The sequence below is a fragment of the Paraburkholderia sp. BR14374 genome (genome assembly GCF_040948685.1).
In the GTDB taxonomy this organism is placed as follows: Bacteria; Pseudomonadota; Gammaproteobacteria; order Burkholderiales; family Burkholderiaceae; genus Paraburkholderia; species Paraburkholderia youngii.
In genome coordinates this window covers 127,748-141,599 of record NZ_JBFPKF010000013.1, presented here as the reverse complement: position 1 = coordinate 141,599, position 13,852 = coordinate 127,748, and the positions used below count along the sequence as shown (strand labels likewise).

Annotated in this window: 14 protein-coding genes; 11 read left to right on the top strand and 3 right to left on the bottom strand. The window is 64.5% G+C overall.

Annotated elements, in window-relative coordinates; all coding sequences use genetic code 11:
• Positions 1-69: 69 nt before the first annotated feature.
• Positions 70-1,833, bottom strand: a complete 1,764-nt coding sequence (locus tag AB3X86_RS26245) for an acetolactate synthase 3 catalytic subunit (protein ID WP_368598262.1) — start codon at positions 1,831-1,833, stop codon at positions 70-72.
• 356 nt (positions 1,834-2,189) lie between these two features.
• Between AB3X86_RS26245 and AB3X86_RS26240 the strand changes: the two genes are divergently transcribed.
• The 11 genes from AB3X86_RS26240 to AB3X86_RS26190 all read left to right on the top strand — a co-directional run bounded on the left by AB3X86_RS26240 (position 2,190) and on the right by AB3X86_RS26190 (position 12,737).
• Positions 2,190-2,753 (top strand): RNA polymerase sigma factor, encoded by a 564-nt coding sequence (locus tag AB3X86_RS26240; protein WP_008920621.1) that lies wholly within the window; start codon positions 2,190-2,192, stop codon positions 2,751-2,753.
• Positions 2,750-3,172, top strand: coding sequence for a DUF3619 family protein (locus tag AB3X86_RS26235; protein WP_176109136.1), 423 nt, complete (start codon positions 2,750-2,752; stop codon positions 3,170-3,172). The genes AB3X86_RS26240 and AB3X86_RS26235 overlap by 4 nt, the downstream gene beginning before the upstream one ends.
• A 16-nt stretch (positions 3,173-3,188) precedes the next feature.
• Positions 3,189-3,962 carry a DUF3106 domain-containing protein gene (locus AB3X86_RS26230; RefSeq protein ID WP_368598261.1) on the top strand — a complete coding sequence of 258 codons (774 nt, stop codon included), beginning with the start codon at positions 3,189-3,191 and terminating at the stop codon, positions 3,960-3,962.
• A 21-nt stretch (positions 3,963-3,983) separates the two neighbouring features.
• Complete coding sequence (locus tag AB3X86_RS26225) at positions 3,984-4,508, top strand: RDD family protein (protein WP_368598260.1); 525 nt, start codon at positions 3,984-3,986, stop codon at positions 4,506-4,508.
• Between the two features lie 754 nt (positions 4,509-5,262).
• Positions 5,263-6,204, top strand: a complete 942-nt coding sequence (locus AB3X86_RS26220; protein ID WP_176380815.1) for a UDP-2,3-diacylglucosamine diphosphatase — start codon at positions 5,263-5,265, stop codon at positions 6,202-6,204.
• A 48-nt stretch (positions 6,205-6,252) separates the two neighbouring features.
• Complete coding sequence (locus tag AB3X86_RS26215) at positions 6,253-7,284, top strand: glycosyltransferase family 1 protein (protein ID WP_176380857.1); 1,032 nt, start codon at positions 6,253-6,255, stop codon at positions 7,282-7,284.
• Positions 7,285-7,304: 20 nt separating this feature from the next.
• Positions 7,305-7,988, top strand: coding sequence for a diacylglycerol kinase (locus AB3X86_RS26210; RefSeq protein WP_368598259.1), 684 nt, complete (start codon positions 7,305-7,307; stop codon positions 7,986-7,988).
• A gap of 282 nt (positions 7,989-8,270) precedes the next feature.
• Positions 8,271-8,996, top strand: a complete 726-nt coding sequence (locus AB3X86_RS26205) for a TetR/AcrR family transcriptional regulator (RefSeq protein WP_013088915.1) — start codon at positions 8,271-8,273, stop codon at positions 8,994-8,996.
• A 2-nt stretch (positions 8,997-8,998) separates the two neighbouring features.
• On the top strand, positions 8,999-9,586 hold the full coding sequence (locus AB3X86_RS26200) for a TIGR00730 family Rossman fold protein (protein ID WP_368598258.1): 588 nt from the start codon (positions 8,999-9,001) through the stop codon (positions 9,584-9,586).
• 69 nt (positions 9,587-9,655) lie between these two features.
• Positions 9,656-10,402 (top strand): SDR family oxidoreductase, encoded by a 747-nt coding sequence (locus tag AB3X86_RS26195; protein ID WP_368598257.1) that lies wholly within the window; start codon positions 9,656-9,658, stop codon positions 10,400-10,402.
• 283 nt (positions 10,403-10,685) lie between these two features.
• Positions 10,686-12,737, top strand: a complete 2,052-nt coding sequence (locus AB3X86_RS26190) for an ArnT family glycosyltransferase (RefSeq protein WP_368598256.1) — start codon at positions 10,686-10,688, stop codon at positions 12,735-12,737.
• A 52-nt stretch (positions 12,738-12,789) separates the two neighbouring features.
• On the opposite strand, the gene AB3X86_RS26185 is transcribed toward AB3X86_RS26190, so the two are convergent.
• Both AB3X86_RS26185 and AB3X86_RS26180 read right to left on the bottom strand, forming a co-directional pair.
• Positions 12,790-13,434 carry a DUF924 family protein gene (locus tag AB3X86_RS26185; RefSeq protein ID WP_368598255.1) on the bottom strand — a complete coding sequence of 215 codons (645 nt, stop codon included), beginning with the start codon at positions 13,432-13,434 and terminating at the stop codon, positions 12,790-12,792.
• Positions 13,427-13,840, bottom strand: a complete 414-nt coding sequence (locus tag AB3X86_RS26180; RefSeq protein ID WP_176109145.1) for a group II truncated hemoglobin — start codon at positions 13,838-13,840, stop codon at positions 13,427-13,429. Before AB3X86_RS26180 ends, AB3X86_RS26185 begins: the two co-directional genes overlap by 8 nt.
• Positions 13,841-13,852: the final 12 nt, after the last annotated feature.

The window sequence follows — 13,852 nt, the reverse complement described above, 5'->3', positions numbered from 1 at the left end:
GTCTGCTTTCGCCCTTTGTGAAGGCGCGCATCACGAAGCCGGCGCTGGAGTTACCCGTGCGCCCCGTCGTTAAAGATCTTCCGAACCCAGGAGCATCTCGGTGATGCCCTTGCCGGCCTGAACCATCGGCCAGACGTTTTCGGTCGGATCGGTCTGGAAGTCGAGAAACACCGTGCGATCCTTCAGGCGCAGCGCTTCCTTCAGCGCCGGTTCCACATCGGCCGTGCGCTCGATGCGCATGCCCACGTGACCGTACGCTTCGGCGAGCTTCACGAAGTCCGGCAGCGCATCCATGTACGAATGCGAATAGCGCTTGCTGTACTCGATCTGCTGCCACTGGCGCACCATGCCCAGATAGCGGTTATTCAGCGAAATAATCTTGATCGGCAGATCGTACTGCTTGCAGGTCGACAGCTCCTGGATGCACATCTGGATCGAGCCTTCGCCCGTGATGCACAGCACGTCGTCGTCCGGATGGGCCATCTTCACGCCCATCGCGGCCGGCAAGCCGAAGCCCATCGTGCCGAGGCCACCGGAGTTGATCCAGCGACGCGGCTTGTTGAACTTGTAGAACTGCGCGGCCCACATCTGGTGCTGGCCGACGTCGGAGCACACGAACGCGTTGCCGTCGGTCAGCTCCCACGCCTTTTCGACCACGTACTGCGGCTTGATGATGTCGCTCTTGCGGTCGAACTTCAGGCAGTCTTTCGCGCGCCAGCCTTCGATGTCCTTCCACCACTCGGCGAGCGCCGCGGTGTCGGGGCCATGCTCGGCCGTCTGCAACTGCTCGATCAGTTCCTTCAGCACTTCCTTCACGTCGCCGACGATCGGAATGTCGACCTTGACGCGCTTGGAAATGGAAGAAGGATCGATGTCGATATGGATGATCTTGCGCGGCCGCGACGCGAAGTGATTCGGATCGCCGATCACGCGGTCGTCGAAACGCGCGCCGACGGCGATCAGCACGTCGCAGTGCTGCATCGCCATGTTGGCTTCGTACGTACCGTGCATGCCGAGCATGCCGAGGAATTTCTTGTCGCTCGAGCGGTAGCCGCCCAGGCCCATCAGCGTATTGGTGACCGGATAACCGAGCAGATCGGCAAACTGATTCAGTTCACGCGACGCGTCCGCGAGCACGATGCCGCCGCCGGTATAGATATAGGGGCGCTTCGCCGACAGCAGCAGCGACACCGCCTTGCGGATCTGACCGGAGTGGCCCTTCGTGACCGGGTTGTATGAGCGCAGCGACACGCTCTTGATCGGCTCGTATTGGCACGGCGCCTTCGACACGTCCTTCGGAATGTCGATCAGCACAGGGCCGGGACGGCCGGTACGGGCGATGTAGAAAGCTTTCTTGACGGTGGCGGCGAGATCGCGCACGTCCTTCACGAGGAAGTTGTGCTTCACGCAGGGACGCGTGATGCCGACCGTGTCGCATTCCTGGAACGCGTCCTGACCGATCGCGGCAGTCGGCACCTGGCCGCTGATCACGACCATCGGGATCGAATCCATATAGGCGGTGGCGATGCCGGTCACGGCATTGGTGACACCGGGGCCGGAGGTCACGAGACAAACGCCGACCTTGCCGGTGGAGCGGGCATAGGCGTCGGCAGCATGCACGGCGGCCTGCTCGTGGCGCACCAGCACGTGCTGGAACTTGTCCTGCTTGTACAGCTCGTCGTAAATGTAGAGTACCGAGCCGCCGGGATAGCCCCAGATGAATTCGACGTCTTCGTCGGCCAGTGCCTTCATGAGCACGGTGGCGCCGATAGAGTCTGCTTCGTGAGGGGGGGTCGTATCCGACGTGGAGAATTCCGCGCTGGGCATATTCATTGATTCACCTTTCGAATTTTCGGCAAAAAATTGATCGGGTGCTCTCTGCCGGGCTTGTGGCTCGGGTTCAAGCGGCGCGTCCAGTTGACAGGCGGGCTTCTTGGGCCACACCTCAATTGAGACAACTCACTTATGTTGCGAACCAGCGACGATAGCTGTTGGCGCGCTCGCGGTCAAGAAAATATTGCCATTAGGACCCGCGCAGGAGCGCGCGATCGGACAGAATGTGATTGTCATGCAATTGCAAGGTTCAGCAGGTTTCACCCCAATCCGAGCAAAAATTTGTTAGCATCCGCGAGTTTTACGACATTTTTCGACCGATTACGCGCACGCTTGCTGCGCCGACCCCCACACGGATGGCATCAGACAAGGAACTCGCCGATTTTCTGGCGGGCGTCGAAAGGCGCGCGTTCAAGCAGACGGTCTACGCCGTGCGGGACGACGATGCGTCCCTCGACATCGTGCAGGACGCGATGATCAAGCTCGCCGAGAAATACGGCGACCGCCCGGCGGCCGAACTGCCCCTCCTATTTCAGCGTATTCTGCAGAATGCGACACACGACTACTTCCGTCGTGCCAAAGTACGCAATACCTGGGTTAGTCTGTTCTCGTCGCTCGGCAACGCCGACGACGACGAATTCGACCCGCTGGAAACCTTCGAGGCCGAGGCGGGTTCGGCTGGCGCCGAGAGCAACGAGCAGAAGCTCGAGCGCGAGCAGGTCCTGCAGTTGATCGACGACGAGATCCAGAAATTACCGGCACGTCAACGGGAGGCGTTTCTCATGCGTTATTGGGAGGATATGGATGTCGCCGAGACTGCCGCCGCAATGGGCTGCTCCGAAGGCAGTGTGAAAACGCACTGCTCCCGGGCCACCCACACGCTGGCACAAGCGCTCAAGGCGAAAGGAATCACGCTATGAGCTCCCTCGAAAACACAGAACTCGAGTTTGCGCGTCGACTGCGCCGCGCGCTCGACGAAAACACCGCCAGCCTCCCTCCCGCCACCGTCGACCGGCTCGCCGCCGCGCGTCGCGCCGCGTTGGCGCGCAAGAAGCCCGAAGCCGTCAGCGCGCCGGTGTTCGTGCCTGCGTTCGCTGGCATGCCGGCCGGGTTGCCGCAGAGAGGCTTCGAGCCGCGGCGCCGCTGGTCGCTGCGCCGCTTCGCGCTCGCGTGGCCGCTCGCCGCGCTGGTGGTGAGCCTGATCGGCATCGCGTACTGGGAAGACCAGCAGCGCACCGCCGAACTCGCCGATATCGATGCCGCCATGCTTAGCGACGACCTGCCGCTCAATGCCTATCTCGACCACGGCTTCAACGCGTATCTTTCACGCGCCCACTGAGCGGGAGATTCCTCGGGTGAGTTACAAGCGCGGCCTGGCCGTTGTTTTCGGATGCACGATCGCGGCACTGGTGTCGTTCGTCGCGACCTATCCGCGCTTTCATCCGAGCCCGTCCCCGGCGGGCCATCCGTCGCCCGGCGTCAACGTCGCCGCGCCCGCGCCCGCCCCTGCACTTTCCGTCGACTTGCCCGGCCTGCCCGGCAGCAACAGCCCGCTCGCGTGGTCGCGTCTAAGCGCCGCTGAGCATGTCGCTCTCGCACCATTCGCATCGCAGTGGGATTCGTTCAGCGACGAACGCAAGCGAAAGTGGATCAAGATCGCGTCGCGATACGCAAAGATGTCGCCGGATGCGCAAAAGCGTCTGCATGAGCACATGAGCGAATGGGTGCGCATGACGCCCGATCAGCGCCGCGTCGCGCGAGAGAACTACCAGGTTTCGAAGGAATTGCCGCGCGAAGCGCGCCAGAACGCGTGGAAGGCGTACCAACAACTGCCCGAAGAAACGAAGGAGCGGCTCGCCGCCAGTGAGCGCAAGCGTCGCCCCAGCGTCGTCAGCGCGCCGCCGTCGGCTCGCAATGAGATCAAGGGCATCGACCGGTTCGTGAACGCGCGCGAGCACGGCGCGGGCGCCAGCGCTGCCACGGCGGCGAGCGCCGCGCCGGGCACCTCGGCACCGGCCGCGGCCTCGCTGCCGGCCACCCCCGCGATTCCGGCGGCGGGCAGCTTCGTGCCGGCGACGCCGGTGCCGGTGTCGCCGGCCGAAGCGCCGGCGATCTTCCACGGCTCCTGATTCCGATCCCGAGCCCATTACGTGTCCCAGTCGCTCGTCACTCCCAGCCTGCCCGCCGCCCCGCCCGGCGGCACGGCGCCCACCGTCCGGCGACGGCTGGCGGCGCTGCTCTACGAAGCGGTCATTCTCTTCGGCGTGGTGTTTCTCGCCGGCTATCTGTTCAGCACGCTGACGCAGCAGCGTAACGGGCTCGCGCATCACAACCTGCTCGCCGGCTGGATTGGCTTGGTGGTTGGCGTGTATTTCGTCTGGTTCTGGACGCATGGTGGCCAGACGCTGCCGATGAAAACCTGGCGGTTACGGGTTGTTGGCGCTGATGGCGGGCCGGTTTCCGTTGGACGGGCGATTGCGCGGTATGTGCTCGCCTGGTTGTGGTTTTTGCCGCCGTTGGCGGTGCATCCGCTTCTTGGCTTGCGGGTGCCGCAGACGCTTGTTTTTGCTGGCGTCTGGTTCGTGGTCTGGGCCGCGAGTGGGCGGTTCGATCCGCAGCGGCAGTTTTTGCATGATCGGCTCGCGGGGACGCGGGTGGTCCAGGTTGTGCGCTAGCGCGCGTGCTGAATGCGTTGCGGGTTGGCGGGGTGAGGCTTTTTTGTCTTGGTTCTTTGCGGTGTTGGCCTTTCCTTGCTGACTTGTCGGTCTATTAGCGTTGCCCCTGTGCGGGGCGGCACCTACTTTCTTTGCTGCTGCAAAGAAAGTAGGCAAAGAAGACAGCTCAAACCGCTAACTCTTAAGCGGGTCCCTCGGTCCGCGTGAGGTAGTGGTGCATCTGGAATCCGTGCTCCCGCACATTCCGCGTTCGTGACACGGCAGTCATTCTTCCGGCGGCGCTGCGCGCGCCGAATCCCCGCTCCAAAACCACTCGTTGTTTCGGCGCATCGCCGAGGCGCAGCCGAGGGCTCCCGCTGCGCGGGCAAGCCCGCCGGTTTCCCCGGCTGACCCGTCCGCGACGCACGCAGTGCGGAGTGGGATGAATGACGGCTTTGTCACTGCCGTCGAATGTGCGGGGTACGGATTCCAGATGCACCACTACCCCTGCCAAGCCAGGGGACCCGCTTATGAGCTGGCGGTTTGAGCTGTCTTCTTTGCCTACTTTCTTTGCAGCAGCAAAGAAAGTAGGTACCGCCCCGCACAGGGGCAACGCTAATAGACCGACAAGCCAGCAAGGAAAGGCCAAAAAAGCCAGAACAACGAAAAAACAGGCCCCGCCAAGGCTGCTCCGTAATAAGAACTTCTCGTGACTGTCACGGCAGAGTCACTCGCGCCTGGCCCAATACGGGCACCGCCACTCGACGCGTGAGCCATGGACCCCAATACGTCCGCGACTTCCCTGTTTCGTCAAACCGGTCCGAGCGTCGATCCCGTCGCGTTCCGGCCCGCCCCGGGTTCTACTCATCACGGCCTGCCGCTGCCGGCGACGCCATCACTCGACGCCCACGCCGATCATTCCGACGACGGCCACGACGATCCACATCGCTATCGCACGATCTGGCTCTCGGATATCCATCTCGGCTCGAGCGGCTGCCAGGCCGGTTATCTGCTCGACTTCCTGCGCCACAACGAATCGGAGTACCTGTACCTGGTCGGCGACATCATCGACGGCTGGCAGTTGAAGAAAGGCTGGTACTGGCCGCAGGCCCACAACGACGTCGTGCAGAAAGTGCTGCGCAAAGCGCGCAAAGGCACCCAGGTCATCTACGTGCCCGGCAATCACGACGAAGCCGCGCGCCAGTTCTGCGACCTCGCGTTCGGCGACATCCACGTGCGCGGCGAAGCGTTCCACACGACGCTCGCCGGCAAGCGGCTGTGGATCGTGCACGGCGATTTGTTCGACGGCGTGATCCAGCATGCGAAATGGCTCGCCTATCTCGGCGACACGCTGTACACGATGATCCTCGTGCTGAACCGCTGGTTCAACCGGATTCGCAGCAAGCTCGGCTTCCCGTACTGGTCGCTGTCGCAATACCTGAAGCATCAGGTCAAGAACGCGGTCAACTTCATCTCGTCGTTCGAAACCGTGATGACCGACGAAGCGCGTCGCCGCGGCTGTGACGGCGTCGTCTGTGGGCACATCCACAAGGCCGAAATGCGCGAGATCGACGGTGTGCTCTATTGCAACGATGGCGATTGGGTCGAGAGTCTGTCGGCTCTCGTCGAGACCTATGAAGGCGAACTCAAGGTGATCTTCTGGACCGCGTTGCGCGCGCCCCAGAAGGGCACGCAAAAAGCCCGCGCCACTGCCTGAGCAGTTCCACTCTCCAATTCCACAGGGCCCGCAGCGATGAACAACGCGATGAAGATCATGATCGTCACCGACGCATGGGAGCCGCAGGTCAACGGCGTCGTGCGCACGCTGAAGAACACCCGGCGCGAACTCACCGCGCTCGGCCATCAGGTCGATCTGCTGACACCGCTCGAATTCCGCACCATCCCGTGCCCGACTTATCCGGAGATACGCCTGTCGCTGCTGCCGCGCCGCCGGCTGCGCGAGCGCATCGACCGTTTCGCGCCCGATGCGTTGCACATTGCGACCGAAGGTCCGCTCGGCATGGCCGCGCGCGCATATGCAATCGAGCACAAGCTGCCGTTTACTACCGCGTATCACACGCGCTTTCCCGAGTACGTACAGGCGCGCTTTCGCATCCCGCTCGCGGCGACCTACAAGTTTCTGCACTGGTTCCACAAGCCATCGCTCGCGGTGATGGCGCCCACGCCCGTCGTCAAGCAGGACCTCGAAAAGTTCGGCTTCACCAATGTCGTGCTGTGGACGCGCGGCGTCGATCTGGAGATCTTCCGTCCGATGGACTCGAAGGTGCTCAACACCGCGCGGCCGATCTTCCTGTACGTGGGACGCGTCGCGGTCGAGAAGAACGTCGAGGCATTCTTGCAGCTCGATCTGCCCGGCTCGAAGTGGGTCGCGGGCGAAGGTCCGGCGCTCGCCGAACTGAAGTCGCGCTACCCGCAGGTCAACTATCTGGGCGTGCTGTCGCAGGCCGAACTCGCGAAGGTCTACGCGGCCGCCGACGTCTTCGTGTTTCCGAGCCGCACCGACACGTTCGGGCTCGTGCTGCTCGAAGCGCTCGCATGCGGCACGCCGGTGGCCGCGTATCCGGTCACCGGCCCGATCGACGTGCTCGGCGACGGCGGCGCCGGTGCGATGCACGAGGATCTGCGCGAGGCCTGTCTCGAAGCGCTGAAGATCGAGCGATCGCATGCGCGCGCATGGGCCGAGCGCTTTTCGTGGGCAGCGGCGTCCGCACAATTCGCCGCGCATTTGAAGCCACTGCGCGCCACGGCGTATCGTGAGGAAAGCGCCGCTGCGTGATGCGGCGCGCGGAGCTATCCATGCGAAGCAGTAGATCCAGCGCCGAAGGCGCGTCGAACGGCGCGCTGCGCGCCGTCGAGTCCAGCCGCGACACCACGAGCATCGAACCGTTCGACGATGTCCGCGAGCCGGGTGTGAGCGGGCATGCGGATACCGTGCATCGGGTGAACGGCGAGAGGTCCAGCAACGGCGGCCCTAGCGTCTTGGGCGGCGTGCAACGCGACGCCAGCCACGACACAGCCCGCGACTCGGGCCACGATGCACCCAACGAACCGCTCAGCCCCGACGACCCGCTCGCCCCGCTGCCCTTCAACCCCTACAAAGGCAACCGCGGCCTCACGCGCGCATGGCACGCGATGAAAAACTCGCTGGCCGGTTTTCGCGTCGCGATTCGCGAGGAAAGCGCGTTTCGTCAGGAACTCACGCTGGCCGCGATCCTGATTCCGTGCGGCCTCGTGGTGCCCGTCGATCCCGTGTCGCGCGTGCTGCTGCTCGGCTCGGTGCTGCTCGTGCTGATCGTCGAGCTGCTCAATTCGAGCGTCGAAGCGGCGATCGACCGGATCTCGCTCGAACGTCACGAGCTCTCCCGCCGCGCGAAGGATCTCGGCAGCGCGGCCGTGATGGTCGCGCTCGGCATGTGTGTGATGACGTGGGGGGTGATCGTCGGGCCACTTGCGGTCGGCTGGGTTCGCGCGTGGCTTTGAGTCTCGATGCGGGTTGAAGCGCACGCTTGGGCCATGTCCAACAGGTTGAATATCCGCGCAGGCGGTTGGGTATTAGAACGCTCGGTTTATAATCGTTTGACGGTCTCACAGGAAAGCGCTCGCGCAAACGTATCCGCGCATCGCCTCATCCTGCCCTTTCGGGGGGCCTGCCGCGTGTCGGCGGGTTCGGGAGAGCTCAATATACCAACCGCATCCGGGTGGAACACGCAGCAGCGGCACGCCGCCATGCGCCCCAGCCCGGCATAACCAGGGCCGGACGACATGGAAGCCAAACCTCCCCGCCGCACGCGCGAACGGATTCTCGAACTGTCGTTGAAGCTGTTCAACGAAATCGGCGAGCCGAACGTCACGACGACGACGATCGCCGAGGAAATGGAAATCAGCCCAGGCAACCTGTACTACCACTTCCGCAACAAAGACGACATCATCAACAGCATCTTCAGCCAGTTCGAGCAGGAGATCGAGAAGCGTCTGCGTTTCCCCGACGACCATCGTGCGACCATCGACGAAATGTGGTCGTATCTGCAGTACATGGTTGATTTCACTTGGCGCTACCGCTTCCTGTACCGCGACCTCAACGACCTGCTCGCGCGCAACCGCACGCTCGAGACGCATTTCAAGCAGATCATCAGCCACAAGGTGCGCTTCGCGAGCCAGTTCTGCGAGCAACTCGTCGCTGACGGCGAAATGGTCGCGACGCCGCAGGAAATGCAAGTGATCGCGACCAACGTCGGTGTGATCGGCACGTACTGGCTGTCATATCAGTTCGTGATGAATCCGCGCAAATACAACGAGCAGGAAGCGATCCGCGAGGAGCTGCATCAGGTCAGCGTGCAGATCGTCTCGCTGATGGCGCCCTATCTGCGCGGCCGCTCGCGGCAGCTGTTCGACGACCTCGTATCGGGCACACTGCCCAAGCGCGAGTTCTACGACTACTTGCCGCCGCGTGAAGGCGCCGCGCCTCGCAACGAATCGAAGGAAAGTTGAGCATGAAGTCGGTGTGTGTCTATTGCGGCTCTTCTATGGGAGCCAAACCGTTGTATGCGCAGGCGGCGCGCGCGTTCGGCCGCGCCCTCGTCGAGGCCGATCTCGCGCTCGTGTTTGGGGGCGGCAAGGTCGGACTGATGGGCGTGATCGCCGACACCGTGATGGCCGAAGGCGGCCGCGCGATCGGCGTGATTCCCGAGCTGCTCGTCAGCAAGGAGGTGGGGCATAACGGCCTGACTGAGCTGCACGTGGTGCCCGACATGCATCATCGCAAGAAGATGATGGCCGAACTATCCGATGCGTTCGTCGCGATGCCGGGCGGCGCGGGCACGCTCGAGGAGCTGTTCGAGGTCTTCACGTGGGCGCAGCTCGGCTATCACGGCAAGCCGGTCGCGCTGCTGAACACCGACGGCTTCTACGAGCCGCTGATCCGCCTGCTTCGGCACACGGTCGACGAAGGCTTCCTGCGCAAGACCTATCTCGACATGCTGCAAATCGACGCCGATCCGCTCGCGTTGATTGGCAAGCTGCAACGTTACGCGCCGCCCGCACGCGACAAATGGGCGGCAGTGCAAAGCGACGCGATCTGAATCCCGTTCCGCCGAACTCGAACTCGAGGGCGGACCCCGAGCACGCATCACCCCAACGACGAGGTTGCGATGACGAAAGCTGTTCTGATCACCGGCGGCAGCCGCGGCATTGGCCGCGCCACCGCGCGTCTGCTTGGCGCGCGCGGCTGGTGTGTCGGCGTGAACTACGTGCGTGACCTCGCCGCCGCGCAGCAGACGGTCGCCGAGGTCGAACACGCGGGCGGCCGCGCTCTGCCAATCGCCGGCGATGTCGCGAACGAAGCCGACGTGACCGGCATGTTCGATACGCTGCAGCAATCCTTCGGCCGCATCGATGCGCTCGTCAACAACGCCGGCATCGTCGCGCCGTCGAGCCAGCTCGCCGATATGGACTTCGCGCGTCTGAAACGCGTGTTCGACGTCAACGTGCTCGGCGCCTATCTGTGCGCACGCGAAGCGGCGCGGCGCATGTCGACCCAGCGCGGCGGCGCGGGTGGCGCAATCGTCAATGTTTCTTCGGCGGCGGCGCGGCTGGGTTCGCCGAACGAATACGTCGACTACGCGGGATCGAAAGGCGCCATCGACACGATGACCATCGGCCTCGCAAAAGAACTCGGCCCGCAGGGCGTGCGCGTGAACGCGGTGCGTCCGGGTCTGATCGACACCGAGATCCATGCGAGCGGCGGCAAGCCGGAACGCGCCGCACAACTGGGCGCGACCACGCCGCTCGGCCGCCCCGGACGCGCCGACGAAGTCGCCGAGGCCATCGTATGGCTGCTCAGCGATGCGTCGTCGTACGTGACGGGCGCGTTGTTCGACGTTGCCGGCGGCCGGTGAGCGAACGTCGCGTGCAAGTGGACACGCAAGCCTTGAACGCAGAGCGCGGTCCGCTACGGCCGCACCTTGTTCCGCGCTCCACACCTCCTCTCGTTCCACGTATCCCCGTCGATTTGTCGTGAAACCGACACAACCGCTCATCGAATGCGAGCGCCTCCCCGCAGCTGTAACCTTCCGTAATAATGCAGCGCTACAATCGACCGAATCGAATGCATTTGCAGGCGACGTAAGCAAAACATAGGTACGAGGCCAAAGCCGACGCGTACGCTGACCAGAGACATCCATGCAAGACAAGCAGTCCACGCGCTGGCGCGCGCACAATGCCAGCGCGACGGCCACGACCTCGGCCGCTCAAGCGGGCCGTGCGCAAGAGGCCGCGCTTACCGCCAGCACCGCGCACCCGTTTGCCGGCGCGCAGGTCCAGCCCGCCATTGGAGACGCCGCAGATTCGGCGCTCGCGATCCACAGCGTCGACACCGCGCACGCATCGGGCTCAGCGGTTTCCGCCGACCGCGCCACGCGTGGCCTGCAGCGTTGGCGCGCGCTCGCGGCGATCCGTCCGCTGCTGTGGTTCGTCGCGCTGGCGATCCTCTGCGCGTGGCTCGTCCCCGGCATTCTCGGCCACGAGCCATGGAAGCAGGACGAAACCTACACATTCGGCATCGTCCAGCACATGCTCGATACCGGCGATTTGGTCGTGCCGACCAATGCCGGCCAGCCCTTCGTCGAAAAGCCGCCCATCTACGACTGGGTCGCCACCGGCTTCGCGTGGATGTTCGGCCGCTATCTGCCGCTGCACGATGCGGCACGGCTCGCGAGCGCGCTGTTCGCGGGCCTCACGGTGTACTACACCGCGCGGGTCGCGCGTCGCGCGGTCGCTGCGCCGAGCTGGTTCGACCTGCGCGTGATCGGCACGCTCGCGCTGTTCGGCGGCACGCTCGTCGTCGTCAAGCACGTGCACGACATGATGACCGACGTCGCACTGATGGCCGGCGCCGCGCTCGGCTTTTGCGGATTGTTCGAACTCGTGCTCGTGCATCTGCGTGACGACCCGGGCGCGGCCTCGTATTTCCCGATGCATGCTCAGGCCGCCCGGCAGATCAAACCGCTCGATGCCCGCACGCGGCGTCACGCGATCCTCAGCGGCGCGGCGATGTTCGGCGCGGGTGTCGGCGTGTCGCTGCTTGCCAAGGGGCTGTTCGTGCCGCTCGTGTTCGGCGCCACCACCTGCGCGGCGCTGCTGCTCTATCCGGCATGCCGCAGCCGCGGCTTCGCGGGCGCCCTGTGCCTCGCCGCGCTCGTCTGCGCGCCGTTCGCGCTGATCTGGCCAATCTGCTTCTACCTGCGCTCCGAGACGCTCTTCAAGGTATGGCTGTGGGATAACAACGTCGGGCGCTTCTTCGGTTTTTCGGTCGCCGAGCTCGGCTCCGAAAACGAGAGCCACCTGTTCGTGCTGCGCACCGTGCTGAGCGTCGGTTTTCCGGTCGTGCCGCTCGCGCTGGCCGCGCTCGCCGGTGGCGCATGGCGGCGCTGGCGCGATCCGCGCGTGGCGTTGCCGATGCTGTTCGCGGGCACCGGTTTCGCGGTGCTGCAAACTTCGGCGACGGTCCGCGAACTCTACATCCTGCCGTTCATCGCGCCGCTTGCGCTGGTCGCGATGCAGGGCGTCGAACGCTTGCCGGCGCGCCTGCATACCGGCTGGGATATGACGAGCCGCGTGCTGTTCGGCAGCGCGGCCGCACTGGTGTGGATGGTCTGGTCCACCATGACGAATCCGGCGAGCAACCATGCGTCGCTGCATCTGCTCGGCCGCTGGCTACCGCTCGACTGGGTGCTGCCGATTTCGCCCGCGCTGATCATCGGCGCGCTGGTGCTGACGATCGGCTGGCTGTGGCTGCTGCCGTCGTTCAAGTACGCGGGCAAATGGCGCGGCGCGCTCAGCTGGTGCGCGGGCGCGATGCTCGTCTGGGGGCTCGTCAGCACGCTGCTGCTCCCGTGGCTCGATTACGCGAAAAGCTACCGCTCGGTGTTCCGCGACCTCGGCGCGAAGATGGATATCGAATGGAACGACGGCGACTGCATGGCGAGCTCCGGACTCGGCGAATCCGAAGCGCCGATGCTCTTCTACTACACGGGCATCGTGCATCAGCCGAGCGAAGATCCGCGCACGACCGCCTGCACGTGGCTGATCGAGCAAAGCCGCCGCGACAACGCGCGGCCGCCGGCCGGCGAATGGCGGCTGTTCTGGTCCGGCGCGCGGCCGGGTGATTCGGATGAGCTATTGCGCGTGTTCGTGCGTACGCCGGTGGCGGGCAAGATACACGGCGACGAGTAAAGCCGCGCAACGCGTCGCGCCGGCCGAGTGCCTCGCGCGCGTCCGCGTTGATTCAAAACGACGAACCGGGCTCGCGCAGAAACGCGATTTCCTCGTCGCTCGATTCACGTCCGAGCAACGCGTTGCGATGCGGAAAGCGGCCGAACCGCTCGATCACTTTCGCGTGGCGCAGCGCGTGTTGATAGTAGCCTTCACCGCCCGGCTCCTGCGCAAGCTGTTTGAAGAGCAGCAGCGACTCCTGCTGGCTAGCGAGCGATTCATCGTGCTCGAACGGCAGATACGCGAACGCGCGATGCTGCACGCCTGGCAACAGCCGATCGGCGCCGCTCGCGACCATTCGTTGCGCGGTTTGCAGCGCCTTGCTGTCGGTCGCGAAAGCGCGCGGCGTCCCACGATGGCAGTTGCGGGAAAACTGGTCCAGCACGATCACGAGCGCCAACGCGCCCAACGGCGTGGCCTGCCATGCGTCGAGCTCACCCGCGTTGGCCGCATCGATCAGGTTACCGAAACGTTCGCGCAGCATCGCATCCACGGCGTCATTGCGCTTGAACCAGAGCTTGCGCTCCGTGCCGTGCTCCGGCGTGCCCGGCGCGCCGAACCAGCAGTCGAGAATCTCGCGCGCACGCGGCTCGAGCGCCGCGTAGTCGGCTTCGACCGAGTACGGTGCCGAGGTGGCGTGCGGCGGCGTGTCAGCCATTGCGGTTGCGCATCCAGTCGGCGGTTTCGAAGAACGAACCGAGCAGGCGCTCGCGCAGAGGCTCCGGCAAGCCGATGTCCTCCATCGCCCACGCCATGCACCTCAACCACTGGTCGCGCTCGCTCGACGCGATCGCAAAGGGCAGATGCCGCGCGCGCAAACGGGGATGGCCAAAGCGGCTGATGTAATGATCGGGACCGCCGAGCCAGCCGCACAAAAACCAGAACAGCTTGTCGCGCGAACCCTCGAGCGATGCCGGATGCAGCGCGCGAATCCCGGCGAAATCCGCCTCGAGATCCATCAGGTCGTAAAACCGGTCGACCAGTTCGCGCACGCGCGCCTCGCCGCCCACCAGTTCGAAGGCCGTCGGCTTGTCCGAGGACACTTCGTCGTTCAAATCGCTCATACCCTGCTCAAC

Bases quoted from the DNA above. Each gene is read 5' to 3' on its own strand.
- AB3X86_RS26220 (WP_176380815.1), top strand. From the start codon at position 5,263: ATGGACCCCAATACGTCCGCGACTTCCCTGTTTCGTCAAACCGGTCCG.
- AB3X86_RS26235 (WP_176109136.1), top strand. From the start codon at position 2,750: ATGAGCTCCCTCGAAAACACAGAACTCGAGTTTGCGCGTCGACTGCGC.
- AB3X86_RS26195 (WP_368598257.1), top strand. From the start codon at position 9,656: ATGACGAAAGCTGTTCTGATCACCGGCGGCAGCCGCGGCATTGGCCGC.
- AB3X86_RS26190 (WP_368598256.1), top strand. From the start codon at position 10,686: ATGCAAGACAAGCAGTCCACGCGCTGGCGCGCGCACAATGCCAGCGCG.
- AB3X86_RS26200 (WP_368598258.1), top strand. From the start codon at position 8,999: ATGAAGTCGGTGTGTGTCTATTGCGGCTCTTCTATGGGAGCCAAACCG.
- AB3X86_RS26180 (WP_176109145.1), bottom strand. From the start codon at position 13,840: ATGAGCGATTTGAACGACGAAGTGTCCTCGGACAAGCCGACGGCCTTC.
- AB3X86_RS26240 (WP_008920621.1), top strand. From the start codon at position 2,190: ATGGCATCAGACAAGGAACTCGCCGATTTTCTGGCGGGCGTCGAAAGG.
- AB3X86_RS26210 (WP_368598259.1), top strand. From the start codon at position 7,305: ATGCGAAGCAGTAGATCCAGCGCCGAAGGCGCGTCGAACGGCGCGCTG.
- AB3X86_RS26215 (WP_176380857.1), top strand. From the start codon at position 6,253: ATGAAGATCATGATCGTCACCGACGCATGGGAGCCGCAGGTCAACGGC.
- AB3X86_RS26245 (WP_368598262.1), bottom strand. From the start codon at position 1,833: ATGAATATGCCCAGCGCGGAATTCTCCACGTCGGATACGACCCCCCCT.
- AB3X86_RS26185 (WP_368598255.1), bottom strand. From the start codon at position 13,434: ATGGCTGACACGCCGCCGCACGCCACCTCGGCACCGTACTCGGTCGAA.
- AB3X86_RS26205 (WP_013088915.1), top strand. From the start codon at position 8,271: ATGGAAGCCAAACCTCCCCGCCGCACGCGCGAACGGATTCTCGAACTG.